Genomic DNA, 26,689 nt, shown 5'->3' with positions numbered 1-26,689 from the left:
CGGCCGCCCCGCCGCCGCCACCCCCAATTCCGGAGCTTCCGGCTGCGCCCATGAACGTGCTGGTGATTGGCAGTGACATGCGCGGCAATGCCCGCGAGGCAGCAGCACAAACGGCGGCCACCGGTGAACCCATGGACCAGCGCGCCGACGTCCTGATGGTGGTCCACGTCCCGGCCGACCGGCGAAGCATGTACCTGATCTCCATCAACCGCGACTTGTGGGTGGACATCCCGGGCCTGGGCGGTTCCAAGGTCAACGCCGGCCTGCAGTACGGCGGCATCGACATGCAGACGGCCGCGGTCCAGTCGTTGCTGGGTATCACCATCGACCAGACCCTCATGGTGGACTTCGGCGGCTTCAAGATCCTCGTTGACGGGCTGGGCGGAATCGACGTGGACGTACCAGTCCCGTTCCAGTCCACCCATGACACGGGGCACGTCTTCACCCCAGGTGTGAACCATCTGGACGGTCAGGCAGCTCTGGAGTTTTCCCGCGAGCGCTACGCGTTTGCCGACGGCGATTTCCAGCGGGTGCGCAACCAGCGGACCCTCCTCCGCGCCATCCTCGCCCGCCTCACTGCCAATGGCGCCCTGAACGATGTGACGGCGGTACGGGGGCTGGTGGACTTCGCGTCCTGCTGCCTGACGGTGAACAAAGGCTTTGACCCGGTGCAGGCTGCAATCCTTGCCTACAGCCTGCGCGACCTTGACGCCAATGCGATCCGCACCATGACTTTGCCCACGGCCGGGGCCGGATTCGTGGGGGCCCAGTCAGTGCTGTTTCCCGATTACGGCGGCATCAACGCGGTGGGCGCGGCGCTGCGGGAGGGCAGGATCGCCGAGTTCGCCGTGGAATAGGAGCTGACCGGCTTCCGGCCGGCGAGCTGATCGCCGGGTCCAGTGCGCACCGACTGCCCCTGGCGACAAGCAACACGGGGTCACTTCCGGCCCAATAATCCGCGAATATCGGGCGTTATCTGACCCCGCGTTGCGCTGGCGAACACTCCTGCCGTTCCGCAGCCGGGTTTAGGTTCGGTGGCCCATGGGTACTCCGCTGGTAGTGTTCCTGCATTCGGCAAGCCAGGCGGACGGAGTGATTTCTTGTGAAAGAGGACGGACTGACGGAGGCCGTGCAGGAGGCCGGGGCGGTGGAGCTGCTCCTGGTCCGCCACGGTGAGAGCGAAGGAAACGTGGCAGCCACGGACGCGCGGCTGGCCGGGGCCGAGGTTATCGAGGTGCCGGCCCGGGACGCGGACGTGAACCTGTCCGGGACCGGCCAGGAGCAGGCCAAAGCCCTGGGCGCGGCGCTGGCCCGGATCGCCGAGGACAGCCGGCCCGATGCGGTGGTCTCCTCCCCTTACGCCCGGGCGCGGCAGACCGCCGAGATCGCGGTGGAAGCCGCCGGCTGGCCGGTGAAGGTCAGCACCGATGAGCGGTTGCGGGACCGGGAACTGGGCATCCTGGACCGGCTGACGCGGCTGGGGGTGGAGAAGCGTTTCCCGGAGGAGGCCGAACGCCGGGAGTGGCTGGGCAAGCTGTACTACCGGCCGCCGGGCGGGGAGTCCTGGGCCGACGTTGCCCTGCGGCTGCGCTCCGTCCTGGACGAGCTGAACAACCTCAGCACCGGGCACCGGGTCATGCTGGTCTGCCACGACGCCGTGATACTGCTCTTCCGGTACGTCCTGGAGGGAATGAACGAGGAGGAAATCCTGGATCTGGCGGCCAGCACCTCGGTCCTCAATGCCTCCCTCACCCGGTATGTGCGTCCGTCCGGCGAAGGGCCCTGGACGTTGGAGAGCTTCAACGTGGCGGACCACCTGACGGAGCAGGGTGTCAAGGTCACCGAGCACGCCGGAGATGTCAGTGTCCACCCGAAGTGAGGCCAACTCCCCTACCCTGGTGACGCCGTCGCTTCTGCGCGAGTGGCCGCTGCCGGCACCGGGCGAGGACAAGTATTCACGCGGTTCCGTCCTGGTGATCGGCGGAGCGCGGGCCACACCGGGTGCGGCACTGCTGGCCGGTACTGCTGCACTCCGGGCCGGCGCGGGGAAGCTGAGCCTCGCCGTTGCAGAGTCGGTGGCCGTGCAGGTGGCTGTGGCGCTGCCCGAATGCGGAGCGATAGGCCTTCCCGAAACTGCTGAGGGGTCGCTGACAGGGGAAGGGCTGGACCGGATCTCCACCTACCTCGACCGTGCCGACGCCATCCTGGTGGGCCCGGGCCTCGACGACCCGGATCTTGCCGAGGAGCTTTTGCGGGGCCTGCTGGAGCGGGAGACCGGAACCGGCGGCTCCGACCGGGGCGGCTCCGGCTCAGGTGATTCAGGCTCTGGTGGGAAGACCGCGGACGGAGGTCCCGCCGTCGTCCTTGACGCCTTTGCCTTGGGCGGCCTGCTGAAACTGGCCGACCAGCTGGAACCGTGGAAGGGGCGGCTGATCCTCACACCGAATCCCAAGGAGGCGGCGGTCCTGCTGGAGCGGGAGGTGGATGACCTCGCGGCTGACGTGGCGGCGATAGCGGACAAATTCCAGGCGGTGGTGAGCTGCCAGGGCTTCATAGCCCGGCCGTCGGACGGTGGGGCTGGCGAGGAAGCTGAGCTGTGGCAGATGACCACGGGCTATGGCGGACTGGGAACATCCGGAAGCGGCGATGTTCTGGCCGGGGCGATTGCGGGACTGCGCGCACGCGGAACAACCAGTGCACAGGCTGCCTGCTGGGGGACGCATCTCCACGCTGCCGCAGCGGACCGGCTCGCCAGCAGGATGGGGCCCCTCGGATTCCTCGCCCGCGAACTGGCCGACGAACTGCCCGCCCTGATGCTGGAGCTGAACACCTAAGCCACTAAAGCAACGCGGGATCACTTCCGGCCCAATGTTTCCGTTTTATTGGGCCGGATCTGACCCCGCGTTGCAGGAAAAAGAAGCCCCGGCATGGGATGACCCCCGGCTGAAGCCGGGGGCCACCGTATCGGGAGGTTCAGGCGTAGGCTGCCGATGCGCTTTAAGCGCTGTGGCGTGCATACTAGCGATCCGCCCAAGAGGCAGTCAGCAATTATCGAATACCCGACGTCCCGATCCTGTTGAAACTAGGCGGCAATTTCCTGCTTTGCCCCCTTCGTCTCAATTTCGATCTTGCGCGGCTTGGCCTTCTCGGCGACAGGAATCCGCAGCGTCAGGACACCGGCGTCGTAGCTTGCCTTGACGTTATCGGTATCCAGGGTATCCCCGAGGATCAGCTGGCGGCTGAACACGCCGCGCGGCCGCTCGGAGGCGATCAACTCGGTGTCCTTGCCGGCCGGTTCCGGACGCTCGGCCCGCACCGTCAGGACATTCCGCTCCACATCCAGATTCACCGAATCCACTGCAACACCGGGCAGATCAAAGGCGACGACGAATTCCTGGCCCTCACGCCAAGCGTCCATCGGCATCGCTGCCGGACGCGCTGCCGTGCCGAGGACCTGCTGGGCCAGCCTGTCCAGCTCGCGGAACGGATCGGTTCGCATCAACATGGCTTCCCTCCTCGTAAGAGACGGTCCAACAATTGGTTTGGGGTATCAGCCGATCTGTAGTGGCTGATATAGATTTTTTACCACTGGTCCAGTAGGTCTGCAAGCGGTTTTGGGAAGAATTTTCTCGTTTTTGCGAGGTCCGTCCAGGCGCGGCGAAGGGGCCTCCCGCTCTGTGCAGAAGGCCCCGTCTCTCAGGTGTTTTGGCTGGTCAGCTACGAGTGGGATCCGGGCGCAGCGGCGTGGGCCCGGGATCCGGCACGGGCAGCGGCCCGGGAGGTTCCGGCGTCGGGAAAGGATTGGGCGGCTGTGGGCCGGGATGGCCGGGCTGGGTGGGATCAGGCTGGTCCGGGCCTGGTTCCGGCGGGAACGGTTCGGGCTCGTGCACTGGCGGGATGGTCATATGCTTCCCCTCTCACGCTGGGCGGATGTGCCTTAGCGTGAACAGGATACGCCTGCGGCCGGAACCCCACTAGGCCACCGTTTCCCCGACGCCCTATCACTTTTGGTCCCCAAGACGGCCGCTTGGGACCAAAAGTGATAGGGCATCGCCTGGATTTCTGCGGGAGGTGATGGGGCGTTATCGTCCGGTAGCGAACGGCCGGTTCATTGTCGGGGCGGGTCTATATATTGAAACCATGACCCAGACTCCGCTGCAGGATTCCGCCAGCACCACCGCCACGCCCGCTCCCCCGGCTGCCAAGAAGGTTCCCACCGAACGCAAGCACCACGGGGACACCTTTGTGGACAACTACGAGTGGCTGCGGGACAAGGAATCCGCCGAGGTCGTGGAGCACCTGAAGGCGGAGAACGCCTACCAGGAAGCGGTCACCGCGCACCAGGAGCCGCTGCGCGAGGCCATCTTCCAGGAGATCAAGGGCCGCACGCAGGAGACGGACCTGTCGGTCCCGCACCGCAAGGACGGCTGGTGGTACTTCAGCCGATCGGTGGAAGGCAAGGAGTACGGCATCCAATGCCGGGTCAAGGCGGAAGACACCGGCAATCCCGTACAGGACTGGACGCCGCCCCGGGTGGAGCCCGGCGTGGACATCCCTGGCGAGGAAGTCCTGCTGGACGGCAACGTCGAAGCGGAGGGCAAGCCCTTCTTCTCCGTGGGCGGCACCGCTGTGACGGTGGACGGAACCCTGTACGCCTATGCCGTGGACAACAGCGGCGACGAACGCTTCACCCTGCGCATCAAGGACCTTCGCACCGGCGAACTCCTGCCGGACGTCATCGAGAACATCTTCTACGGCGTCTCCTTCTCCCCTGACGGCACCCGCATCTTCTACACCGTGGTGGACGCGTCCTGGCGCCCCTACCAGGTCAAGGCGCACACCCTGGGCACGCCGGTTGAGGAAGACGCAGTGATCTACCAGGAGGACGACGCCGCCATGTGGCTGGGCTTCGAGCTCTCCGCGGACCGTCGCTACCTGGTGCTTGGCATCGGCTGCTCAGAGTACAGCGAGACCCGCTTGCTCCGCTTCGACGACCCCGCCCAGGAACTCACCACCGTGATTTCCCGCAACGAGCGGGTCCTGTACGAAGCCGAACCGTTCCTGCTGCCCGGGCCGGACGGTGAAAAAACGGAAAAGATCCTGCTGACCCACAACCGCAGTGCCGTTAACTCCATGGTCTCCCTCGCGGACCCGGCCGAGCTGGGGAAGCCGCTGGCCGAACAGCAGTGGGCCACAGTCGTCGAACATTCCGACGACGTCCGCGTCAACGGCGCGGGCGTCACCTCCACCCACCTCGTGGTGTCCATCCGCAAGGACACCATCGAGCGCGTCCAGGTGATCGGCCTGGCCGGCCTGGGCACCGCCGCACAGGAGCCGCCGGTGGAGCCTGCGTTCGACGAAGAGCTGTACACGGCGGGAGTGGGCGGATCGGACTATGAAGCCCCGGTGATCCGGCTGGGCTACACGTCCTACTTCACGCCGTCGCGCGTTTACGACTTCGTGCTGCCCACCCCGGAAAAGCCCGCCGGCGAGCTGCTGCTGCGGAAGGAAAGCCCCGTGCTGGGCGGCTACGACGGCCGCGACTACGTGGCCACGCGCGAATGGGCGACGGCGGCGGACGGCACCCGCATCCCGCTCTCGGTGTTGCGGCACAAGGCCGTCAAACAGGATTCGACGGCGGCCGGGCTGGTGTACGGCTACGGCTCCTATGAGCTGAGCATGGATCCCGGCTTCGGCATTGCGCGCCTGTCCCTGCTTGACCGCGGTGTGGTGTTCGTGATCGCGCATATCCGCGGCGGCGGTGAACTGGGCCGGCACTGGTACGAGGACGGCAAGAAGTTCACCAAAAAGAACACCTTCACCGACTTCATTGACGCCACCGACTGGCTGGCCGCTTCCGGCTGGGTGGACCCGTCCCGCATTGCGGCGTTGGGCGGCTCCGCCGGCGGCCTGCTCATGGGAGCGGTGGCCAACATGGCTCCGGAAAAGTACGCGGCGATTGTGGCGCAGGTGCCGTTCGTTGACCCGCTGACCAGCATCCTGGACCCGGACCTGCCGCTCTCCGCCCTTGAATGGGAGGAATGGGGCAACCCCATCACGGACCCCGAGGTCTACGGCTACATGAAGTCCTACGCCCCCTACGAGAACGTGCACCGGACGGCATACCCGAAGATCGCCGCCGTGACATCTTTCAATGACACCCGGGTCCTCTATGTGGAGCCCGCCAAGTGGGTGCAGGAGCTGCGGAACAAGACCACCGGGAGCCAGCCGATCGTGATGAAGATCGAGATGGACGGCGGCCATGGCGGCGCGTCCGGCCGCTACGTCCAGTGGCGCGAACGGGCCTGGGACTACGCCTTTATTGCCGATTCCCTTGGGGCCACGGAGCTGCTCCCCGGTGCCGGGCTGAAGTAGGCGCAAGCGTACGACGGCGGGCGCGTCCCGCCGCCGTACGCCCGCCTTTTGCCCCACGCACCGCAGTGGCCTTAGCCCTGCGGGTGCTCCGCCAGCCACTCCGCCAAGGTTTCGAGGTTGGCCCGGACCGTTCTCCCCTGCGCCCGGGCCACGAGCGCGTCGGCCAGTTTGCCAAAGACCCCGCCCAGGCCGGATGCGGCGTCGATCCTCTGGGTGACGCGCGTACCGCCGTCGGCCGGTTCGAGTTCGAACGTCACGGTGAAGTCCAGCTTGCCCTCGACCGAACGGGACACCATGCGCCGGGGCGGATCGAACTCGATGACCTCCACAACCCAGTCGAACTGCTGCCCCATCACTTTGCTGGTTCCGCGTCCGCGGGAACCGAGCCCAACAGGGCCCTCCCCCACCTGCCCGGACGAGGTGACCGAGGAATCATAGACGGCGATGTTTTCGAACCTGGACAGGAAGTCAAAAACCTCCTGCGGCGGGCGGGCGATGACAACACTTTCTTCTACAACAGGCACTGCAGTCTCCTTTGAAAGGCACCTGATGCCGGCACGGCTCTGCCGGCACAATGGCAGGCACAGCGCCAGATTGGACCCGCCGCCTGGCCCTGTCAATGCCTTCCGCATGGGCCGGCCGTCACCAGCCCGGAGGCCTGCCGGCGCCTGTAAACCCCTGTGACCAGCAGCAACATAACCCTGGCCGCCCGCTGCCCGGTACCAAAAGAAGGTAATCATGCTTACTATTGTCTGGCGCCGGCTGCCCGCTGGGGGCAGGTTAACCGGCGCCGATGTGGAGGTTTTGAGTGAGCATGGAACAGGAAATGCGTCCCTTGACCGACGACGAACTGATCGCAGAGCAGGCCACGGCTTTGCCGGACAAGGAAGTTGCCTCTGTCCTTGACCTGAACGCGGACCTGGATCTGGGTATCGACGCGGCAGCGCCCATCGACCTTGCCGTCGCGGCCAACGCCAACGTGGCGGCCCCCATCGACGCGGCCGCCTCGGCCAACATCCTCTCCTTCGGCTCGGAGGCGCAGGCGCTGGCCGACCAGGGCGTCATGATCGATCAGGGCATCGTGGCCGACGCCAACGCCGAGTCCACACAGGACAGCGTCATCGACCAGGGCAACGACACTATCGACGACGGCACCACAGGTACCGCGGGCACGGCCACCGGCACGGATGCCACCGGCACGGATGGCACCGGTACAGCGGCCGACGGCGGGAGCCTCCTCCCCGGTGGAACGGGTACGGACGGACTCGTCCCCGGCGGCGTGGGCGACGCCCTGCCCGATGTTGGCGCTGTGCCGGTGGATCCCGCGGCGGCGCTCGACGGGGACCTGCTCAACGTCAACGTGGACCTTGCGGCCGACGCGGACATCGCCGCGCCCATCAATGGAGCCGTGGCAGCCAACGCCAACGTGGCCGCACCGATCGACGCAGCCGTCGCTGCCAACATTGGATCGATCGGCAGCCAGGCCTACGCCGTGGCGGACCAGGACGCACTGATCACCCAGCACATCGAGGGCGCAGCGAACGCCTCTGCTGACCAGCAGTCCAACCTCGAACAGTAACCACAGATGACCCACACCAGCGGTGGGCCGCGCCCCCAGGCCGGCCCGCCGTCGTCTGCTGCGCCCCTGGCCGGGCACCAGCTGCCGGTCCCTGCCCGGGCCGATGGCGTCCAGCTGATCGGACAGTCCCAGGGATCCGGCTACCGGCAACCCCCTTCGCTGGTCCGCCGCGGGGATGGCCAGACCCTCCAGCTGACGCCGCTGCTGTTCGCGGTGCTGGAGGCAGTGGACGGCAGCCGGACCGTGGAGGACATCGCGGAGCACGCGAGTGCGGCATCGGGGAGGCTCATCAGCGCGGACAACGTGCGCACGTTGATGGACTCCCAGCTGCTGCCGCTGGGCCTGCTCCGGCTGGCAGACGGGTCACAACCCGAGGTGCGCAAGGCGGACCCCCTGCTCGGCATGCGTTTCCGTTACACAGTGACGGACCCGGAACGCACCCGCAGGATCACCGCACCCTTCGCTGTCCTCTTCCACCCGCTGATCGTGGTGGCGGTGACGGCGGCGTTCCTGGCCTCGTGCTGGTGGGTGCTGATGGTGAAGGGGCTGGGCTCGGCGACCCACGAGGCGTTCGACAACCCTGTCCTGCTCCTGCTGATCCTTGCCGTCACCATCCTGTCCGCCGGCTTCCACGAGTTCGGCCACGCAGCCGCCGCGCGCAAGGGCGGCGCCACGCCCGGCGCCATGGGGACGGGTCTTTACCTCATCTGGCCGGCGTTCTTCACGGACGTCACCGATTCCTACCGGCTGGGCCGCGGCGGCAGGCTCCGCACAGACCTGGGCGGGCTGTATTTCAATGCCATCGTTGCGGTGGCCATCATGGCGCTGTGGTGGGCCACAGGTTTCGACGCGCTGCTGCTGGTGGTGGTCACGCAGATCCTGCAGATGGTCCGGCAGCTGCTGCCGCTGGTCCGGTTTGACGGCTACCACATCCTGGCGGACGCCACCGGGGTCCCGGACCTCTTCCAGCGCATCAAGCCGGTCCTGCTCGGCCTGCTCCCCTGGCGGTGGGGCCGCCCGGAAAACAAGGTCCTCAAGCCCTGGGCGCGTGCGGTGGTGACGCTGTGGGTCCTGGTTACCGTGCCACTGCTGATCTTCAGCCTGGCCATGATGGTGGTCTCGCTCCCGCGGCTGCTCGCCACCGCCTGGGCCAGCGCCGCCAAACAGCAGGCAATGCTCAGCCAGAGCCTTTCCGACGGCGACCTTGCCGGCGCTGCCGTGCGCACCCTGGCGATCGCCGCCGTTGCCCTGCCCACGGTAGGCATGCTCTACATCCTGTTCCGGCTCCTGCGGCAGCTGGTCACCGGGCTCTGGCAGAAGACGCGCGGCAAGTTTGTGCAGCGCACCGCTGCGATGTGTGCTGTGGCGGCACTGCTGGCCGGGCTGGCGTGGGCATGGTGGCCCGACGGCGGGACGTACCGTCCGGTCCAGCCCTACGAACGCGGCACGCTGGCTGATGCCACCGCCTCCGTCCTGCCCACAGCGGGCACGGCCCTTCGTGAGGGCGCCAGCGGCAGGACCGTTGCGCTCTGGCCTGAAGGAGCCGCGACGCCAACCCGGGAGAACCCGCAGCTGGCCATGGTGCTGGTTCCCCTTCAGGGTTCCGCTGCTGGTTCATCTGCTGGGTCGCCGGCTGTTTCCCCGGCCGGATCCCATGGCTCAGCCGCACCGTCGTGGGTGTTCCCGTTCGACCGGCCCGCGGCTCCCCGGGAGGGCGGCAACCAGGCGCTGGCGGTGAACACCAGCGATGGTTCCGTCACCTACAGTGTTGCTTTCGCGCTGGTATGGGCTGAGGACGGCGAACCCGTGGACACCCGGAATGAGGCCTACGCCTTTGCCAGCTGCACCGGCTGCGCGGCCGTTGCAGTGGGATTCCAGGTGGTCCTCGTGGTGGGGCAGACGGACGTCATCGTGCCCGAGAACCTGTCCGCGGCAGCAAACTACAACTGCTTCGAATGCCTCACGTACGCCCTCGCCAGCCAGCTGGTCCTCACCCTGGACGGCCCGCTGACGGATCAAGGGATGGCCTCACTGCAAGCCCTGTGGACCGAGATCGCGGAGTACGGCCGGAACATCCGGAACGTGCCGCTCTCGGAGATCCAGGGCCGGCTCGCCGCCTACAAGGAGCAGATCACTGCCATTATCAAGGCCGATCCCGGCGCCACGAAAAGCCCATCGTCCGGAATATCCCCGTCCACGGGTGCGCCGGGCGGGACGCCGAGGGCCACCACTCCGGCCGAACCCGGACTTCCCGCACCGGGGCAGTCCGCTCCCGGTTCAGGCACGGGGACCCAGGCACCCGCGCCGGCAGGGACGGCCGCTCCCGCCGCACCGGTGACGGAGCCCGCCCCTGGTGGCGCACCGCCGTCGTACATGCCCGTTGAGACGCCGGTCCCAACGGCGGATACTGGGGGCACGGCCCCCGCCGTGGAACCCCAGCCGACCCCAAACCCCAGCTAGGAGAGCAGATGTCTTTGAGCAAGGGAACCTCCGTGGAATGGAATACGCCGCAGGGCAAGACGCACGGCAGGATCGTCGAGAAGAAGACCAGCGACTTTGAGCTGGACGGCCATACCCACCGTGCCAGCAAGGACGAGCCCCAGTACGTCGTCGAGTCCGCGAAAACCGGAGCACACGCGGTCCACAAAGCCTCGGCGCTGACGGAAAAGAAGTAGCTGATGGCCGCGCAGCACGAAGTGGTCATCATCGGCGGTGGCAACGCGGGCATCTCCCTCGCCGCCCGGCTGGAGCGATACGGCGTCAAGGACGTGGCCGTCGTCGAACCCCGGGACCACCATCTGTACCAGCCTCTGTTCTCGCATATCGCCGGGGGCAGGGCCTCGGCCAAGGAAGCCGTCCGGCCCCAGGAACAGCTGATTCCGGAGGGCGTCACCTGGATCCGGGACGCCGCTGCCGGCGTGGACACGGACTCGAACACCGTGACCCTTCAGTCCGGTGCCACCGTGGCCTACGGGCAGCTGGTGGTGTGCCCTGGCCTGCAGTATGACTGGGAAGCAGTGCCCGGCCTCGCCGAAGCCGTCCATTCACCACACGGCGCCTCGCACTACGAGTTCGAGCTGGCTCCCAAGGCCTGGACCCTGCTGAGCGGGCTGGAATCCGGCACCGCCCTTTTCACCATGCCTGCCGGCCCCATCAAGTGCGGCGGCGCGGCGCAGAAGCCCATGTACCTGGCCTGCGACTACTGGAAGGCGCGGGGCGTGCTGGACCGGATCCGGGTGGTGATGGTCCAGCCCTATCCCACGGTGTTCGGGGTGCCGGAGGTGGACCGGGAGCTGGACCGCAAGATCGCCGAATACGGCATCGAGCTGTGGACCAACAGCGAACTGGTGTCCGTGGACGCGGCGGGCCAGGTGGCCACCATCCGCAACACCGGGTCCGGCGCGGAGGAGAACCTGCACTACGACGTCATCAACGGTGTCCCGCCGCAGTCAGCGCCGGACTGGCTCAAGGCAACGGACCTGCCCTCTGCCGGAGACGCCGGCGGTTTTGTGGAGGTGGACCGGCAAACCCTGCGGCACATCCGGTTTCCGAACGTCTGGTCCCTGGGCGATGCTGCCGGGACCACCAACTCCAAGTCCGGCGGCGCCCTGCGGAAACAAACCAAGGTGCTGGCCAAGAACCTGGTGGCCGCCCGGAAAGGCAAACCGCTGCCGGCCAAATACAACGGCTACTCGGTGTGCCCATTCACGGTCTCCCGGAACACCGTGGTGTTCGCCGAGTTCGACGACCGCTACCGGCCCATGCCCACCGTGCCCCGGGTCCCCACCTGGAACGAGAGCAGGTTGTCCTGGGTGGTGGACCGGGACATTTTCCCGCAGGTGTACTGGAACATGATTCTCAAGGGGCGGGCCTAGGCGCCCGCCCGGGGCCCACGACCGCAGGGTTCCCTGGCCGAGCTTGCGAGGTTCGGGCGCGGTTGGGGAGCGCCCGGGTCACGCGCCACTCGTCCGCCAGGACCGCGTAGACCAGCTCGGTGGCCCACCCGCCTTTGTAGTGCCACTTGTCCACGTGCCGCGCCTCCTGCCGCATGCCTAACCGCCGGCAGAGCTCTGCGGATGCCGTGTTGAGTTCGTCCAGCCGCGCCTCGATCCGGTGCATGCCCAGCTCCTCGAAACCGAGCCGAAGCACTGCCTCCGCAGCTTCCGTGGCGTAGCCCTTGCCCCTGGCGCCCGGTGCGAGGCTCCAGCCCACTTCACCCTGGCCATTCCCGGGCAGCCACTTGAGCACCACCTCGCCCTGAAGCCCGGGTTCACCGCAGGCCTCGATGGCCAGGGCCACCCAGTCCCCCTCCTTCTCGAAGACGAAGTTGGCGTACCGGCCCACCCGCTCCATGGACTCGGTGTACGTCTTGGCCGGGCCAGGCAGGAACCGGGCGGTTTCCGGCAGCGAATGGTAGGCGTGGAAGTCGTCCAGGTCCCGGCCCTCAAAGCGGCGCAGGATGAGCCGCTCCGTACGGATCGGCAGGGTTATCTGCTGCATGGACCGAGGCTAACCCATGGCCCGGCGATTGCTCCAAAAACGTCGTTGTGGAGGTCTAAAAGGGCTAGGGCCCACGCCGGGCGGGTTCCCAGGCCGAGCTAGCGATGCGAGGGTGCCGGCGGGGAGCAATGAGGAGCCGACGGCGGCCGGCGGCTCCTGGCGGTTCGCTTGCCGTTGCTCCAGTCACCTTCCCGGCGTATGGTTCGCGTACGGGCTGCTGGCGCCTGCGCTTTTCGCTGTCCCTTCTCTCCGAAGGTTGTGCCATGTTGAAGCCGACGTTTCCCTGGGCAGCCTTTCTCGTGCTTGGCATGGTGCTGCCCTTGGCGGCGTGCACCTACGAGGACAACTCGGAGGGCCCAACCCAGGCGGCCACAACAGCTCCGGCCGACGTGAAGGTCCTGCGCATCGGCACGCAGGATGACGGAAATGTCCCAACCCGCGGCCAGATCGAGGAGTTTGCCCGGCAGGTCAGGGAACGTTCCGGCGGGAGTCTGTTGATTGAGCCGGTCTTTAGGGCCGGCGGCGGCGAGGTGAGGGCCTGGGACCAACTAGTGGCACACAGGGTGATGACCGGAGACCTGGAAATGGCTGTCATCCCGGCCCGCACCTGGGACACCGAGGGCGTGCTGTCCTTCAGGGCACTCTCTGCGCCCTTCCTGGTGACCTCCAGCGCCGTTATCAAGGAAGTGGTCAAACCCGAGTACGCGCAGGGCATGCTGGCCGGCCTGAAGGACGTGGGCCTCACCGGCCTGGCCATGTTCCCGGACGGCCCGCGGGTGCTGTTCTCCTTCACCACGCCCATCCTCACGCCGGAAGACATCAAGGGGAAGGTAATCAGGGCACCACTGTCCGATACCAATTTCGCTGTCTTGGCTGCCTTGGGAGCAGTGCCCGAGGACCTGGCCGAGCAGGAATTCGGTGGAGGTGTAGACGCCGGAACCGTGGGAGGTGCCGAATCCTCGTTGGCTTATGCTTCCAATTTGCCAGGAGCACTGAACAAGACCGGGCACGCAATCGCCACGGGTAACCTGGTGGTCCATTCGAAGATCAACACGATGGTGATCAATAACCAAGCCCGAGCTGCGCTCAGCGCCGAGGAGCAGCAGATTCTCCAGGACGCGGCAGACGACACCCGGGAATGGGCTTCCTCGCTGGCCTCACCGCTCTCGATGGAAGCGCGGCGGTATTGCCAGGACGGCGGCAAGGTGGTGCTGGCAACCGAAGAGCAACTGGCCGCCTTCCACGACGCCGCAGCCCCGCTGTACAAAACCCTCGAGCAGGATGCCGGCACCCGGAACCTGATCGCTAAGCTCCGCGAACTCGCCGTGAGGACTCCGCCCGACTCCGCCGTCGAGCCCTGCGACTACGACACTTACTGACCGCTGCTGACGACGGCGGCCGTCGCCTCCGCGATGGCCCGTTCCTCGTCAGTGGGCACCACCAGGACGGGGAGGCCGGACTGCGGCGTGGAAATCACGCGTGGTTCCTTGGACCGCTCGGCGTTCAGGCCGGCGTCGAGCTCCACACCCAGGGCCCCCAGCTTCTCCGCCACGAGCGCCCGGAACTGGTGCGAGTTCTCGCCGATTCCCGCGGTGAACACCAGGGCCTTGGCCCCGCCGACAGCCACGTGGTAGCCGCCGATGTACTTGGCGAGCCGGTAGGACGTGACGGCGAGCGCGGTGGCCGCCTTCCCGTCGCCGGCCTCGGCCGCCTCCACCACCGAGCGCATGTCGTTGTTGCCGGCCAGGCCTTTCAGCCCCGATTCCCGGTTGAGCATGGTGTCGATGTCCTCGGGGCTCCAGCCTGCCCGGCCGAGGAACACCAGGATGGACGGGTCCAGATCGCCCGAGCGGGTTCCCATGACCAGGCCCTCCAGCGGGGTGAAGCCCATGGAGGTGTCCACGGAGCGGCCGCCGCGGATGGCGGTGACGGAGGCGCCGTTGCCCAGGTGGGCGATGACGCCGTCGAACTCGTTGACCGGGAGGTCCAGCAGCGCAGCGGCGCGGCGGGTGACGTACTCATGGGATGTCCCGTGGAAGCCGTAGCGGCGGATGCCGTGGTTGGTGTACAGCTCGTCCGGGACGGCGTAGCGCCACGCATGCTCCGGGAGGGTGCGGTGGAAGGCGGTATCAAACACGGCCACCTGCGGCATCTTGGGCCACTTCTTGGTGATGGCACGGATGCCCAGCACGTTGGCAGGGTTGTGCAGCGGCGCCAGCGGGTTGAGCCGCTCGATGGCGCGGGTGATCTCGTTGTCGATCAGGACCGGCTCGGCGAACCGCTCACCGCCGTGCACCACCCGGTGCCCGACGGCGGCCAGCTCCAGGTCGCCCAGCTCCTGGTGGATGGCGGCGTCCACCTGTTCCAGCGCCTCGGCGTGATCCCGCGGGCCCTCGATTTCGCCGTCACCGTCGCCGCCGTTGCCCATGCCGATCTTTTCGATCAGCCCCTCGGTGAGGACGCTCCCGGCGGCGACGTCACGCACCTGGTACTTGAGGGAGGACGAGCCGGAGTTGATGACGAGCACGAGCATGCGGGGCCTCCTGAGCCTGGCTTCTGCAGTTCAACCCCACTATATGCGGGCCCTGACCGCGCGGTTTCCTTGCGGATGGGCGCGGCCTGTGCCTAGAGTCGGCGGACAGGCTGGACCACGGCGAGAGGACATTTCTATGACGAACGAGCCCACCCAGATCGACGGGAACGACCCCACCAACACAGGATCCAGCAGCACCGCGCCGCTGAACGCACAAGGGGGCTCCGGAACCAAGGATCCCACCGGCGTGGAGGGCGCCAACCCGGCCCTGGACGATACCGGCGGCCTCAAAGCAGCTGAGACGGGCGATGCTCCGGAAGCGCCGGAGAACACCGAGGGCCTCGACCTCACGCCACAGGGTCTCTCCGATGAACCCGCGAAGGAAGAGGACAGCGAGAGCCTGGCCAAGCCGGACAACAGCTAGGCAAGCAAAGGGCGACGCCGGCACCCGCCCGGGTGCCGGCGTCGCCCGTTGCTTGCCCTAAGCGGACCTCAGGTGCTTCCCGGACCTCAGGCGGGACGTCCGCGCGCAGGCCCCGGCGCTCCATGCACCCGCCGCCTGGAGGGAGCGCGGAGAAGGCCAATGGCGGCCAACACGGCTCCCAGTCCTTCGGCCACGGCGCTGAGCGTCTTTTCGAAGAACCACACGGGTTCGTACATGGCAGGGAACGGACCAAAGGCCGGGATGTCGAAGTACCGGTAGAGCATCACGGCCGCGAAGGCGCTCAGCAAAACAGCCAGCGCCATGGCGTAGGCAACCTTGCTGCCCCGGATGAGGACGTAAACAGCCACCAGCACCGCCGCGGCTGATTCGAGCAGGAACAGGTTGCCCTGCCCGATGCCGCCGGGGTTGGCAGCCTGGTAGCCGGGGGCCAGCAGGATATGCACCCCGGCGTCGACGAACAGCGCCAAGGCTGTCAGCACCCTCATGGCCATGTTCATTTGACCGTCAGCGTTCCTTTCATGTTGGGGTGGTAGACGCAGAAGTATGAATAAGTGCCGGGGGTCGAGGGGGCCGTGAAGGTGCCTGTCGCACCGCTTCCGCGGACGTCGACGTCGAAGGCCTTGTCCTTTTCAGCGGTGACGGTATGCGGGGCGGAATCCATGTTGATGACCGCCACGACCGCGCCGGGCGCCACCGTAATCGGCCCGCCAAAGTTGAAGTCCTTGATGGTGATCGTGGCCGCTGCCGAGGCGGCAGCGGTGCTGGTTCCTCCCGGCGGCGCCGTACTGTTTCCGCTTCCGCCGCTTGGGGCGCAGCCGCCCACCAGCAGCGCGGCCATCAGTAGTACCGCGGCCCTGCGTCCAAGCCTTTTCATCCCGCACCGTCCTCGCTGCCGGAAACCACCGCAGGGAGCCCCCTGCCGTCCTCTTATTGTGCGCCTGCCTGCCAGGAATTGGCCCGTGCGTGCGGAAATTGGGGGCAGTCCAGGGAGCCTCCCCACACGCACCTTGACCTCGCAGGCCCGGCCCGGGAACCCCGCGGGCGTGGGCCCACGTTGCTAGGAAGCGGGCGCCTGCGCCTGGATGGCCGTGATGGCCACCGTGTTGACGATGTCCTCCACTGTGCAGCCGCGCGAGAGGTCGTTGACAGGCTTCCGCAGCCCCTGCAGGACCGGCCCGACGGCCACCGCCCCCGAGCTCTGCTGCACCGCCTTGTACGTGTTGTTGCCGGTGTTCAGGTCCGGGAAGATGAACACGCTGGCCTGCCCGGCAACTGTGGAGCCGGGCATTTTGGACTCGGCGATGGAGGCGTCCACGGCGGCGTCGTACTGGATGGGGCCTTCGACCGCGAGGTCCGGGCGGCGCATGCGCACCAGTTCGGTGGCCTGCCGCACCTCGTCCACAGCCTCGCCGGAACCCGAACCGCCCGTCGAGTAGGACAGCATGGCCACCCGCGGCTCCACCCCGAATTGGGCGGCGGTCTCGGCGGAGGCGAGCGCGATGTCCGCCAGCTGCTCCACGTTGGGGTCCGGGTTCACCGCGCAGTCGCCGTATACCAGCACGCGGTCCGGCATCAGCATCAGGAACACCGAGGACACGATCTTCACGCCCTCCCGGGTCTTCACGAACTCCAGCGCCGGCCGGATGGTGTGCGCGGTGGTGTGGGCTGCCCCGGACACCATGCCGTCCACCACGCCGAGCTGGACCATCATGGTGCCGAAGTAGCTGACGTCCTGCATGATTTCCAGGGCTTTGGGCAGGTCCACGCCCTTGTGTGCCCGCAGCTCGGAGTACTTTTCGGCGAACTTCTGCCGGAGGTCCGAGGTGGCCGGGTCCACGATGTTGATCCCGGACAGGTCGATGCCGCGCGCTGCCGCGAGCTCCCGGACGTCCGATTCCGGGCCAAGCACCGTGAGGTCGCAGACGTCGCGCCGGTGCAGGATTTCGGCTGCGCGCAGGATCCGCACATCCGTCCCCTCGGGCAGGACCACGTGCCGGCGCTGGGCCCGGGCCCGCTCGATGAGGTCGTGCAGGAAGCGCAGCGGGGTCATGCGTTCGGCACGCGGGAGGTGCAGCCGTTCCACCAGCTCCGCCTCATCCACAGTGCGGGACCACAGTCCCAGGGCAGAAGCGACCTTGCGGCGGTGCCCGGACCAGATTTCGCTGCGGACCTCGGAGACACGGCGGGCGGTGGTGTACGTGTCATCGGTGGCGGCGAACACCGGGAACGGGGCCTGCGCCAGCAAGGGGTAGATGTTGGCGTCCGGTGCCAGGCCGCCGGTGAGGATCAGTGCCGACGCCACCGGGAACTCCGGTGAGAAGGACGACGCCAGGCACGCCACCATCACGTCAGCCCGGTCCCCCGGCACGATCACCAGGGCGCCCTCGTCCAGGACGTTCAGGAAGTTGCCCACGTTCATGGCGGCCACCTTGATGTCTCGGACGTCACGTTCCATGTCTGCCCGGCCGGCGATCTGCCGCACCCCCAGGGCGGCCGCCACCTCGCCGGTGGTGGGCCGGGCGATCTCCTCCAGCTCCGGCAGGACATAGACGGGCCGCTTGGAAGCGCCGGGTTTCACGGCGGCAGCGATAGCCTCGACGTCGTCCGGGTCGGCGCGGTTCACCATGATGGCCAGCAGCGCGCACTTCTCCGCGGCGAGCTCCTTGCGGGCAACCTCGACGGCGGCCGCGGCCTCCGCTACGGTGCGGCCCTTCGCGCCCACCACCGCTACCACGGGGGCGGCGAGGTTGTTGGCCAGGCGGGCATTCAGGTCGAATTCGACGGCGGCATCCTGGCCAGTGAGGTCGGTCCCCTCAATGATCACCACATCGCAGTGGCGGGACATCTCGGCGAAGATTTCCACGCACCGGGAGTCGATCTCCTCGCGCTTGCCTTCGGCCAGCAGGGACCGGACCTCCTCGTGCGTGAGGCCGCCGCGGCACCGCTCATCCTCCAGCTCGAACCGCGACTTCATCAGGGCCACCATGGGATCGTCCGCCGGATCAGGGCCGTGGACCACCGGTTTGAAGAAGCCGATCCTGTCCGCGTGGCGGTGCAGGGTGTCCGCCAGGCCCAGTGCCACGAGGGACTTGCCTGATCCGGGCGTGGTTGCGCTGACGTAGATGCTTGTGGCCATGGTCCGCCCTTTGCTGGTGTGGTGCTGCCGGTACTCCATCCTTGCATCTGCACAGGGACTCGCGGCAGCGTTTGCCCCGCCGGGAGGTGGTGATGGGGCACCGTAGTCCGCCGCCGTCGTGCATTCCCGCCCGGTTGCTTTTCGGGCGCTTCCCCGGCGCGCCGCAGACGACGGCGTGTCCCGGCCTGGGAGGCCCCTCACGCGGGAGTAACCGGGCTGGAGCGCACCGCCTGCCCTTGACACCAGACCCCCTCATGGGATTACCTAATGAACATTCGGTAAATAAAGCTGGAGGCAATGACGCATGGCTGAAACAACCCTTTCCGGGCCCCATCACCAGATCCTGGAGAACGACTACGCCTCCGAGTGGATGGGCATCGAGGTCCTCGCGCTGAGCGACGGGCACGCCACTATCCGGATGACCCTCCGCCAGGAAATGCTCAACGGCTTCGGCATGGCCCACGGCGGAATGATCTTCGCCTTCGGGGATACGGCGTTTGCGCTCGCGTGCAACCCGGCCGTCCCGGCGCCCGGGGAGGAAAACAACATCACCGTGGCCTCCGGCGTGGACATCAACTTCCTCAAGTCCGCCTACCGCGGCCAGGTGGTCACCGCCGTCGCCGACCGCCGCTCCAGCGCCGGCCGCAGCGGGCTGTACGACATCCAGATCTTTGCTGCCGACCCCGGCGCCGAACCCGATCCCGAAAAGCCGGGTGAGCTCATCGCAGAGTTCCGCGGCCGCAGCCGGACCATCCCCAAGAAGTAGGAAAACCAATGACCCTCCACGCCCCCGAAACTCCGGCCGCCACCGCAACAGATGCCACGCTGGACCGCGAGGAAACCATGTCCCGCGACGAGCTTGAGGCCCTCCAGCTCAGCCGCCTGCAGCACACAGTGGCCTACGCCTACGACCGCGTTCCCCTGTACAAGCGCAAGTTCGACGACGCCGGCGTCCACCCCAGCGACCTGCGCGAACTCAGCGACCTGGGCAACTTTCCGTTCACCACCAAGGACGATCTCCGTGCCGAATACCCCTTCGGCATGTTCGCGGTTCCACAGAGCGAAGTAGCCCGCATCCACGCCAGCTCGGGCACCACGGGCCGGCCCACCGTGGTCGGCTACACCAAGCAGGACCTGGCGGACTGGGCCAAACTGGTGGCGCGCAGCTTCCGCGCCTCCGGCATCCGCCCCGGCATGAAGGTCCACAACGCCTACGGCTACGGCCTGTTCACCGGCGGTCTCGGCGCCCACGCCGGTGCCGAAGCGCTGGGCTGCACCGTCATCCCGATGTCCGGCGGCCAGACCGAACGCCAGATCCAGCTGATCCAGGACTTCAAGCCGGACGCCATCCTGGCCACCCCCACCTACCTGCTCACCATCGCCGACGCCATGGCCCACATGGGAATCGACCCCACCTCCACCTCGCTGAAGTTCGCGGTCCTGGGCGCCGAGCCGTGGACGCAGGAGATGCGGCACGAGCTTGAAGTCACCATGAACATCAAGGCCTGCGACATCTACGGCCTTTCCGAAGTGATGGGCCCCGGGGTCGCCGGCGAAGCCGTGGAAACCCAGGACGGCAGCCACATCTGGGAGGACCACTTCCGCCCCGAAATCATCGATGCCTTCAACCCCGTGGTTGGCAAGGAAAACGTCCTGCGCGACGGCGAACACGGCGAACTCGTCTTCACCTCGCTCACCAAGGAAGCCCTGCCGATCATCCGCTACCGCACCAAGGACCTCACCCGGCTCCTGCCCGGCACCGCCCGCCCTGCTCACCGGCGGATGGGCCGCATCACCGGCCGCAGCGACGACATGATCATCCTGCGCGGCGTGAACCTCTTCCCGTCCCAGATCGAGGAAATCGCGCTCCGGATCCCCGAGCTCAGCCCGCACTTCCAGCTCGAACTCACCCGGCCCGAGGGCCAGCGGATGGACCAGCTCACCGTCCGGATTGAACGGCGGGACGCCGTCACCGCCGAGCAGAGCACGACGGCGGCACGCACGTTGAAGGAGCAGATCAAGATCCACGTGGGTTCTTCGTGCACTGTGGATGTTGTGGAGCCGGGCTCGCTCGAGCGGTCCAACGGCAAGCTGCGCCGGATCTACGACCTGCGGCCGAAGGGATAGTCAGGCCGCGTCCTACCCGCCTGCACTGACCGACCGACCGTTCATGAGAAACTAGCCACTATGCCCAGCACCACTGACACAGCCAGCACCGCCGGCACCAAGCGCGGCCGCCCTGGATACGACCAGCAATCGGTGCTGCGCATCGCCGTGGATGTCTTCAACCGCCATGGATATGACGCGACGTCCATGGGCATCCTGGCCGACAACCTGGGCATCTCGAAGTCGGCGATCTACCACCACGTGCCGTCCAAGGGCGACCTGCTCAAGCTCGCCCTGGACCATGCCCTGGGCGGGCTCGAGGCCATCCTGGAGGAGCCGCAGGCCACCTCCGGCGCAGCAGATGCCCGGCTCGAGTTTGTGCTGAGGCAGACCGTGGCCGTACTGGTGGACCGGCTGCCGTTCGTCACCCTGCTCCTGCGCCTGCGCGGAAACACCGAGATTGAACGCGACGCCCTGGAACGGCGCCGTACGTTCGACCACAAGGTGGCCGGACTGATCTCCGCAGCACGGGATGAAGGCTCGCTCCGCCAAGACATCGACCCCCGGACCGTCACCCGGCTCCTTTTCGGCATGATCAACTCAATCGTGGAATGGTACAAGCCGGGCGGCTCCCTCTCCCCCAAACGGCTTGCCGACGACGTCATCACCATGGCCTTCGACGGCCTCCACTCCCAGCCCTAGCCTCCCCCAACTGAGTAGCGCTAAGTGTCGTTTTGACGGTTCATAACGACACTTAGCGCTACTCAGTTGGGCTGGCTGCTCCCGTTCCGACCGCCCCGCTGTTCCGCGCCCGGGCTCCCTGCCCATCCGGATACTAAGTGTGCTTGGTATTTCTGCTGTTGCCCGGCTACGGTGGTAGGACAGCCAGCATCCGCAGGAGGTCAGTCCATGAGCATCAGCACCAGCCAGGGATTACGCCGTTCCGCGCGCTTTGGCACGGTTGCCGGAGGCGTGGTGCTGGCAGCCTCCCTGACCCTGACCGGCTGCACATCCCAGGCTCCCCCTGCGCCCACCGAAACCTCCGGGGCCAGTACGTCGGGTGCCAGCACCTCGCCGTCGGCCGGGACCTCCCCTGGTACCAGCGGTTCAGCCAGCGCCTCCCCCGGCGGCCCGGCGCCGGCTCCTGATGCTTCCGGCGGCCTCCCCGAACTGGTGGAGAACCTGGCCCCCTCGGTGGTGACCATCTTCACCGAAGGCGGCCTTGGCAGCGGCGTGGTGTACTCGGAGGACGGACTCATCCTCACCAATGAGCATGTGGTCGGGGGCAACACCAAGGTGGAGGTCGGGTTCGCGGATGGCCAGCGGGTGGAGGGCACAGTGAGGGCCACCGACGCCGTCACCGACCTTGCGCTGGTGCAGGCGGACCGCAAGGGCTTGCCCAAGCCCACCTACCAGAGCACGCTGCCCAAGGTAGGCGAAGGCGCCCTGGTACTCGGTTCCCCGCTGGGCTTCGAGAACACAGCGACGGCCGGGATCATCTCGGGCCTGCACAGGTCCATTCCGGGTTCAGCCTCCAACAGCCTGTCCCTGGTGGACCTGATCCAGACGGACGCCCCCATCAGCCCTGGCAACTCCGGTGGTGCTGTGATCAACATGCGCGGCGAAATTATCGGCATCAGCGAGGCATACATCCCGCCGTCCGCCGGAGCCGTCTCCCTGGGCTTCGCCATCCCGGCAGCCACCGCCGTGCAGGTGGCCGAAGAACTGCTGGCCGACGGCACAGCCGAACACGCCTACCTCGGCCTGACTCCGGGCGAACTGACGCCGCAAATCGCGGACCAGCTGGGCATCGAGGCGAGCGGCGGCGTCGTGGTTCTGGCCGTGGACGAGGACGGCCCGGCGGGACGGGCAGGAATCCGCCCCGGTGACGTCCTGGAGTCCATGGAGGGGGTGGAGCTGAATGCCCCTGAGAAGCTCCTGGCGGAACTGCGCAACCGCAACCCCGGCGACACCGTAAGTTTCAAGGTCAAGCGTAGAGACCAGAGCCTGGACCTCAAAGCAGACCTGATTGACCGGCCCACCCAGTAGTACAACCGAGAGGAAGGTAGCACCATGAGCCACCCCAAGGAAGAACCGGATGCAGGATTCATCGTCCCGGACCCGTCAAAAGTCCGCGAGGACGTTCCCGGCGACGCCGCGGACGAGGCCAACGCCATCCGATTCAGTGAGGAGCAAGCACTGATCGAAGAACAGGCCAACGGCATCCGCCCGGATACCTACAGCGTTCCCTCCGGCGGCCCCACCATGGACGAGGCCCGCGGCAACATGGACCTGTCAGACCAGACCGGGGCAGCGCCGTCGGACGACAGCAGCGACGACGGCCTGCACAGCGGCGCCGAATCCTGACACATGCATAACGACGGCAGGCGCGTCCCGGTTAAGGGGACGCGCCTGCCGCTTTCAGTGGATCTTTAAAGTTCGTATTCGGCCTGTACTCCGAGCGACTCGTGGACACAGAGGATGTTGCGCTCGGTGTCCATAAACCAGGCGCACTTCTCCGAGTTCGTGGTGCAGATGTGGTTTTCGGTTCGAAGGTCCGGCAGGTCGTAATCCTGGAACTGCACTCCCCTGGCTTCCATGTCGCGGACCGTGCGTTCGATGTCCGTGACCTCAAAGCTCAGCGCAGTGTGATCGGAATGTTTGCCATCCGAGACGGGCATCAGCTGCAGCATCGGGCCGCCGTTGGTGCCGAGGAGTTCGCTTCCGTCGTCTGTCATGCCACGGTGCGGGAGTCCGAGTTTTTCCGTGTAAAACCGGCGGGCGCGCTGTGGATCATCGACTGGCAGGACGGTTGTGACAGTGTTCAATCTAAGGCTCATCTAGCCACCTCCTACGGGGAGAATTTTACGCCCGAGGCGCCCGAAAAGCCCGCCCGTTGCCCCCTGCTTGGGACGCTCTCTCACTTAATGTGCCCCAACCGCCAACCGTCTCTCACTTCCTTTAGGAGAGTGAGAGAGCGACGGGGAAAAGCGCGCGTTAAGTGAGAGAGCGTCCCAGGTGGGTTACTTTTCGACCAGGGTGAGGACGTCGTAGGTGGCCACGATCTCGTCGTTCTGGTTGGTGAGGACTGCATCCCAGGCCACCTCGCCGTACTCGTCCGTTTCGCGCGGGGTGATCTTCTTGGCAGTGAGGGTCACGCGGATGGAGTCGCCCGCGGCCACCGGCGTGATGAAACGCAGGTTTTCCAGGCCATAGTTGGCCAGGACCGGGCCCGGCGCGGGCTCCACGAACAGTCCGGCGCCCCAGGCCAGCAGGAGGTAGCCGTGGGCCACAATGCCCGGGAAGAACGGGTTGGCTTCCGCGGCTTCATGGTTGGTGTGGGCGTAGAACGTATCGCCGGTGGAGTTGGCGAAGGCGCTGATGTCCTCAAGGGTGACCTGGCGCAGGTCGGAGCGGACGGCGTCGCCAATCCGCAGTGTCTCCAGGGACTTCCGGAACGGGTGCGTTCCTTCAGTTTCAACCGTGAAGTTGCGGTCCGCACCTGTGTGCCACACGCCCGTAACGGCCGTGAGCATGTTGGGTGAGCCCTGGATGGCGGTGCGCTGCATGTGGTGCATCACCGAGCGGATGCCGCCCAGTTCCTCACCACCGCCGGCGCGGCCGGGGCCGCCGTGGACCAGGTGCGGCACAGGCGAACCGTGGCCCGTTGACGAACGGGCGTCCTCGCGGTTGAGCATCAGGACGCGGCCGTGGTGGGCGGCGATTCCGGTAACGAGTTCGCGGGCCACAGCAGGATCGTTGGTGCAGACCGAGGCCACCAGGGAGCCGCTGCCGCGGGCGGCGAGGCGGACGGCGTCGGGAATGTCCTTGTAGCCGATCACCGACGAAACCGGGCCGAATGCCTCCAGCGAGTGCACTTCCTCCGCCTCGGGGTTGTTCCAGTTCAGCAGGACGGGCGCCATAAACGCGCCGCCGTCACCTACCCCGGTGGACCCGTCGGCAGCGGTGACCGACGGCGAATCGAGGGTTCCGTACGCGAGCTCACCGCCGGCGTCGAGCATGGACTGCACGGCCGCACGCACGTCCTTGAGCTGCTCCACGGAGGCGAGCGCACCCATGGTGACGCCGTCAGCGCGGGGGTCGCCGAGGACAACCCGTTCGGTGATGCGCTTGCCGATCGCCGCTGACACAGCGGGTACCAGCTCCTGGGGCACGATGGCGCGGCGGATGGCGGTGCACTTCTGCCCGGCCTTGGCCGTCATTTCGGTGACCACGGACTTGACGAAGGCGTCGAATTCCGGGGTGCCCTCCACGGCGTCGGGGCCGAGGATGGCGGCGTTCAGCGAGTCGGTTTCGGAGGTGAAGCGGACGCCGCCTTGAACCACATTCGGGTGGGACTTCAAGGACAGGGCGGTGGACGCGGAGCCGGTGAAGGCGACCAGGTCGCGGTAGTCCAGGACGTCCAGCAACCCGCGGACCGAGCCGGAAATCAGCTGCAGCGAACCCTTGGGCAGGATGTTGGATTCGACGATCGCCTTGACTACGGCTGCTGCCACGTACCCTGTGGGGGTGGCGGGCTTGACGATGGTGGGGACGCCGGCGATGAAGGCGGGCGCGAACTTCTCCAGCATGCCCCAGACGGGGAAGTTGAAGGCGTTGATCTGGACGGCCACACCCGGGATGCGGGTGTAGATGTGCTCGCCGGCGAAGGAGCCGTCCTTGGACAGCACCTCCATGGGCCCATCCACCACCACCTGCGAGTTGGGCAGCTCACGCCGGCCCTTGGAGCCGAAGGTGAAGAGGACGCCGATGCCGCCGTCGATGTCGATCATGGAGTCGACCTTGGTGGCGCCGGTCTGGGCCGAGAAGGTATAGAAATGGTCGCGCCGGGCGTTCAGGTACTGCGCCAGCTCCTTGAGCTTGAGGGCGCGCTGGTGGAAGGTCAGCCGGCCGAGTTCCGCCTGGCCGGTGGTGCGGCCGTACTCAACCACGGCGCCCAGGTCCAGCCCTTCGGTGCTCACCTTCGCCAGGATTTCCCCGGTGCTGGCGTCACGGACGGGGACAGCGGAACCGGCGGAGGCGTCGTCGGGCGTCCACCACCCGTCCATGATGAAGCTGGGCACTGTCTCCACGGTGTCGACCGTGGCCTGGGGAGCTGTGGCGGTGGTGGTCATCGTTGACGGGTCCTTCCAACAAGGGGGCTTACTGCGGCGGGCAATGATTACTGACCGTCCGTTCGGTAATATATTCACCATACATGACGTCCCGTGCTGCAGACTAGAAGGCCGGGACTGAAATGGCCACCCTAAAGGAGAACGTATGAGCGCCCCATCACCGAAGGAAGCCGCAGAGAGCCAGCCGGACGCGCACGAGCTGTGGAAGATTACCCTCGGCGAACTCGACGAGAAGATGGGCGTGAAGATCCTGCAAGAGTCGGTGGAGCGGGTGGTGGCCACCATGCCTGTAGAGGGAAACAGGCAGTCCTTCGGGCTTCTGCATGGCGGCGCGTCCCTTGCCGTGGGTGAGGCCGTGGGGTCCTGGGCGGCCGTGATCCATGCCAGCACCATGGGCAAGACGGCGGTGGGCGTGGACGTTTCCGCCACCCACCACCGTTCCGCGCGCGAGGGGCAGGTGACCATCACCGCCACCCCCATTCACCTGGGCGGCACCCTGACCACGCACGAGGTGGTCATCACCAACGAGGCCGGCCAGCGGCTCTGTACCCTGCGCATCACGAACCTGCTGATGAGGCGCCACAAAACCCATTGACCTATCAGATATCGTCGCCATTCGGCCGCTTTGGCGACGATATCTGATGACTCATCCCCGGGTGCGTTGCTTCCGGCGACGGACCAGCACCATCAGCACGCCCCCAACCGCGATCGCCGCCGCCGCTGCCCCTGCGGCCGGGACCAGCGCATTGGCTCCGGTGAAGGCGAGATCGCCGGCGTTCCCCATTCCTCCCGAGGTATTGGCTAAGTCCGCCGGGTTGCTGGCGGGCGGGAGTACGACGGCGGCGGGCGGGTCTTGCGCCGGAGCCGGCGGTACCGGCGG

General features: G+C 66.9%; 25 protein-coding genes and 1 pseudogene. 16 read left to right on the top strand and 10 right to left on the bottom strand.

Features of this window, described 5'->3' with window-relative positions; all coding sequences use genetic code 11:
- The 3 genes from FNL14_RS10100 to FNL14_RS10090 all read left to right on the top strand — a co-directional run.
- A partial coding sequence (locus tag FNL14_RS10100; RefSeq protein ID WP_142059702.1) for an LCP family protein occupies window positions 1–857 on the top strand: 857 nt, incomplete at its 5' end.
- A gap of 245 nt (window positions 858–1,102) precedes the next feature.
- Entirely contained in the window at window positions 1,103–1,879 is a 777-nt protein-coding gene (locus FNL14_RS10095; RefSeq protein ID WP_142059700.1) for a histidine phosphatase family protein, read from the top strand.
- A complete protein-coding gene (locus FNL14_RS10090; protein WP_181762594.1) occupies window positions 1,857–2,834 on the top strand; it encodes an NAD(P)H-hydrate dehydratase in 978 nt (325 codons plus the stop codon). Before FNL14_RS10095 ends, FNL14_RS10090 begins: the two co-directional genes overlap by 23 nt.
- 248 nt (window positions 2,835–3,082) lie before the next feature.
- Here the strand turns inward: FNL14_RS10090 and FNL14_RS10085 are convergent, their stop codons facing one another.
- Window positions 3,083–3,505, bottom strand: a complete 423-nt coding sequence (locus FNL14_RS10085) for an Hsp20/alpha crystallin family protein (protein WP_142059698.1) — start codon at window positions 3,503–3,505, stop codon at window positions 3,083–3,085.
- Window positions 3,506–4,140: 635 nt separating this feature from the next.
- On the opposite strand from FNL14_RS10085, the gene FNL14_RS10075 reads away from it, so the two are divergent.
- Window positions 4,141–6,375 (top strand): S9 family peptidase, encoded by a 2,235-nt coding sequence (locus FNL14_RS10075; RefSeq protein ID WP_142059696.1) that lies wholly within the window; start codon window positions 4,141–4,143, stop codon window positions 6,373–6,375.
- 71 nt (window positions 6,376–6,446) lie between these two features.
- Here FNL14_RS10075 and FNL14_RS10070 read toward each other — a convergent pair whose 3' ends face one another.
- A complete protein-coding gene (locus tag FNL14_RS10070) occupies window positions 6,447–6,899 on the bottom strand; it encodes an SRPBCC family protein (RefSeq protein ID WP_181762593.1) in 453 nt (150 codons plus the stop codon).
- 290 nt (window positions 6,900–7,189) lie between these two features.
- Between FNL14_RS10070 and FNL14_RS10065 the strand changes: the two genes are divergently transcribed.
- The 4 genes from FNL14_RS10065 to FNL14_RS10050 are packed head-to-tail and all read left to right on the top strand — an operon-like array spanning window position 7,190 to window position 11,829.
- Window positions 7,190–7,954: a peptidoglycan-binding protein gene (locus FNL14_RS10065; RefSeq protein ID WP_181762595.1), complete on the top strand. Its 765-nt coding sequence runs from the start codon at window positions 7,190–7,192 to the stop codon at window positions 7,952–7,954.
- A gap of 6 nt (window positions 7,955–7,960) precedes the next feature.
- On the top strand, window positions 7,961–10,414 hold the full coding sequence (locus tag FNL14_RS10060; protein WP_142059694.1) for a M50 family metallopeptidase: 2,454 nt from the start codon (window positions 7,961–7,963) through the stop codon (window positions 10,412–10,414).
- 8 nt (window positions 10,415–10,422) lie between these two features.
- Window positions 10,423–10,629 carry a DUF2945 domain-containing protein gene (locus tag FNL14_RS10055; RefSeq protein WP_142059692.1) on the top strand — a complete coding sequence of 69 codons (207 nt, stop codon included), beginning with the start codon at window positions 10,423–10,425 and terminating at the stop codon, window positions 10,627–10,629.
- A gap of 3 nt (window positions 10,630–10,632) precedes the next feature.
- Window positions 10,633–11,829: an NAD(P)/FAD-dependent oxidoreductase gene (locus FNL14_RS10050; RefSeq protein ID WP_142059690.1), complete on the top strand. Its 1,197-nt coding sequence runs from the start codon at window positions 10,633–10,635 to the stop codon at window positions 11,827–11,829.
- Here FNL14_RS10050 and FNL14_RS10045 read toward each other — a convergent pair.
- Window positions 11,813–12,454, bottom strand: coding sequence for a GNAT family N-acetyltransferase (locus FNL14_RS10045; RefSeq protein ID WP_142059688.1), 642 nt, complete (start codon window positions 12,452–12,454; stop codon window positions 11,813–11,815). The genes FNL14_RS10050 and FNL14_RS10045 overlap by 17 nt on opposite strands.
- A 263-nt stretch (window positions 12,455–12,717) precedes the next feature.
- On the opposite strand from FNL14_RS10045, the gene FNL14_RS10040 reads away from it, so the two are divergent.
- Window positions 12,718–13,833 carry a TRAP transporter substrate-binding protein gene (locus tag FNL14_RS10040; protein WP_181762592.1) on the top strand — a complete coding sequence of 372 codons (1,116 nt, stop codon included), beginning with the start codon at window positions 12,718–12,720 and terminating at the stop codon, window positions 13,831–13,833.
- On the opposite strand, the gene FNL14_RS10035 is transcribed toward FNL14_RS10040, so the two are convergent.
- A complete protein-coding gene (locus tag FNL14_RS10035) occupies window positions 13,827–14,987 on the bottom strand; it encodes an acetate kinase (RefSeq protein WP_142059684.1) in 1,161 nt (386 codons plus the stop codon). The genes FNL14_RS10040 and FNL14_RS10035 overlap by 7 nt on opposite strands.
- Before the next feature lie 136 nt (window positions 14,988–15,123).
- Here FNL14_RS10035 and FNL14_RS10030 point away from each other — a divergent pair, with 136 nt between their 5' ends.
- Window positions 15,124–15,411, top strand: a complete 288-nt coding sequence (locus FNL14_RS10030; RefSeq protein ID WP_091416851.1) for a hypothetical protein — start codon at window positions 15,124–15,126, stop codon at window positions 15,409–15,411.
- Window positions 15,412–15,497: 86 nt separating this feature from the next.
- Here FNL14_RS10030 and FNL14_RS10025 read toward each other — a convergent pair whose 3' ends face one another.
- The 3 genes from FNL14_RS10025 to pta all read right to left on the bottom strand — a co-directional run bounded on the left by FNL14_RS10025 (window position 15,498) and on the right by pta (window position 18,568).
- Window positions 15,498–15,929 carry a hypothetical protein gene (locus tag FNL14_RS10025; RefSeq protein WP_255470775.1) on the bottom strand — a complete coding sequence of 144 codons (432 nt, stop codon included), beginning with the start codon at window positions 15,927–15,929 and terminating at the stop codon, window positions 15,498–15,500.
- Window positions 15,926–16,306: a cupredoxin domain-containing protein gene (locus tag FNL14_RS10020; RefSeq protein ID WP_142059682.1), complete on the bottom strand. Its 381-nt coding sequence runs from the start codon at window positions 16,304–16,306 to the stop codon at window positions 15,926–15,928. Before FNL14_RS10020 ends, FNL14_RS10025 begins: the two co-directional genes overlap by 4 nt.
- 183 nt (window positions 16,307–16,489) lie before the next feature.
- Window positions 16,490–18,568, bottom strand: coding sequence for a phosphate acetyltransferase (gene pta / locus FNL14_RS10015; RefSeq protein ID WP_142059680.1), 2,079 nt, complete (start codon window positions 18,566–18,568; stop codon window positions 16,490–16,492).
- Between the two features lie 304 nt (window positions 18,569–18,872).
- Between pta and FNL14_RS10010 the strand changes: the two genes are divergently transcribed.
- From FNL14_RS10010 to FNL14_RS09990, 5 genes are all read left to right on the top strand, one after another.
- Window positions 18,873–19,334, top strand: a complete 462-nt coding sequence (locus FNL14_RS10010) for a hotdog fold thioesterase (RefSeq protein WP_142059678.1) — start codon at window positions 18,873–18,875, stop codon at window positions 19,332–19,334.
- An 8-nt stretch (window positions 19,335–19,342) separates the two neighbouring features.
- Complete coding sequence (paaK, locus tag FNL14_RS10005) at window positions 19,343–20,695, top strand: phenylacetate--CoA ligase PaaK (protein WP_091416858.1); 1,353 nt, start codon at window positions 19,343–19,345, stop codon at window positions 20,693–20,695.
- A gap of 60 nt (window positions 20,696–20,755) precedes the next feature.
- The gene (locus FNL14_RS10000; RefSeq protein ID WP_142059676.1) at window positions 20,756–21,376 is read left to right on the top strand and encodes a TetR/AcrR family transcriptional regulator; all 621 of its coding nucleotides are present in this window, start codon (window positions 20,756–20,758) and stop codon (window positions 21,374–21,376) included.
- A gap of 207 nt (window positions 21,377–21,583) precedes the next feature.
- On the top strand, window positions 21,584–22,723 hold the full coding sequence (locus FNL14_RS09995) for a S1C family serine protease (RefSeq protein ID WP_142059674.1): 1,140 nt from the start codon (window positions 21,584–21,586) through the stop codon (window positions 22,721–22,723).
- 24 nt (window positions 22,724–22,747) lie between these two features.
- Window positions 22,748–23,041 (top strand): hypothetical protein, encoded by a 294-nt coding sequence (locus FNL14_RS09990; RefSeq protein ID WP_142059672.1) that lies wholly within the window; start codon window positions 22,748–22,750, stop codon window positions 23,039–23,041.
- Window positions 23,042–23,106: 65 nt separating this feature from the next.
- Here FNL14_RS09990 and FNL14_RS09985 read toward each other — a convergent pair whose 3' ends face one another.
- Both FNL14_RS09985 and paaZ read right to left on the bottom strand, forming a co-directional pair.
- Complete coding sequence (locus tag FNL14_RS09985) at window positions 23,107–23,514, bottom strand: VOC family protein (RefSeq protein WP_091416870.1); 408 nt, start codon at window positions 23,512–23,514, stop codon at window positions 23,107–23,109.
- Window positions 23,515–23,697: 183 nt separating this feature from the next.
- Window positions 23,698–25,809, bottom strand: coding sequence for a phenylacetic acid degradation bifunctional protein PaaZ (gene paaZ, locus FNL14_RS09980; protein ID WP_142059670.1), 2,112 nt, complete (start codon window positions 25,807–25,809; stop codon window positions 23,698–23,700).
- Between the two features lie 145 nt (window positions 25,810–25,954).
- Between paaZ and FNL14_RS09975 the strand changes: the two genes are divergently transcribed.
- Window positions 25,955–26,404 (top strand): PaaI family thioesterase, encoded by a 450-nt coding sequence (locus FNL14_RS09975; protein ID WP_142059668.1) that lies wholly within the window; start codon window positions 25,955–25,957, stop codon window positions 26,402–26,404.
- A gap of 51 nt (window positions 26,405–26,455) precedes the next feature.
- Here the strand turns inward: FNL14_RS09975 and FNL14_RS23495 are convergent.
- A pseudogene (locus tag FNL14_RS23495) lies at window positions 26,456–26,689 on the bottom strand (peptidase); the annotation flags it as partial.

Origin of the sequence: Pseudarthrobacter sp. B4EP4b, from assembly GCF_006680095.1 — a bacterium.
Taxonomy (GTDB): domain Bacteria; phylum Actinomycetota; class Actinomycetes; order Actinomycetales; family Micrococcaceae; genus Arthrobacter.
Note: the sequence above shows the minus strand (reverse complement) of the source record. Positions and strands in the feature narration are given on the sequence as shown.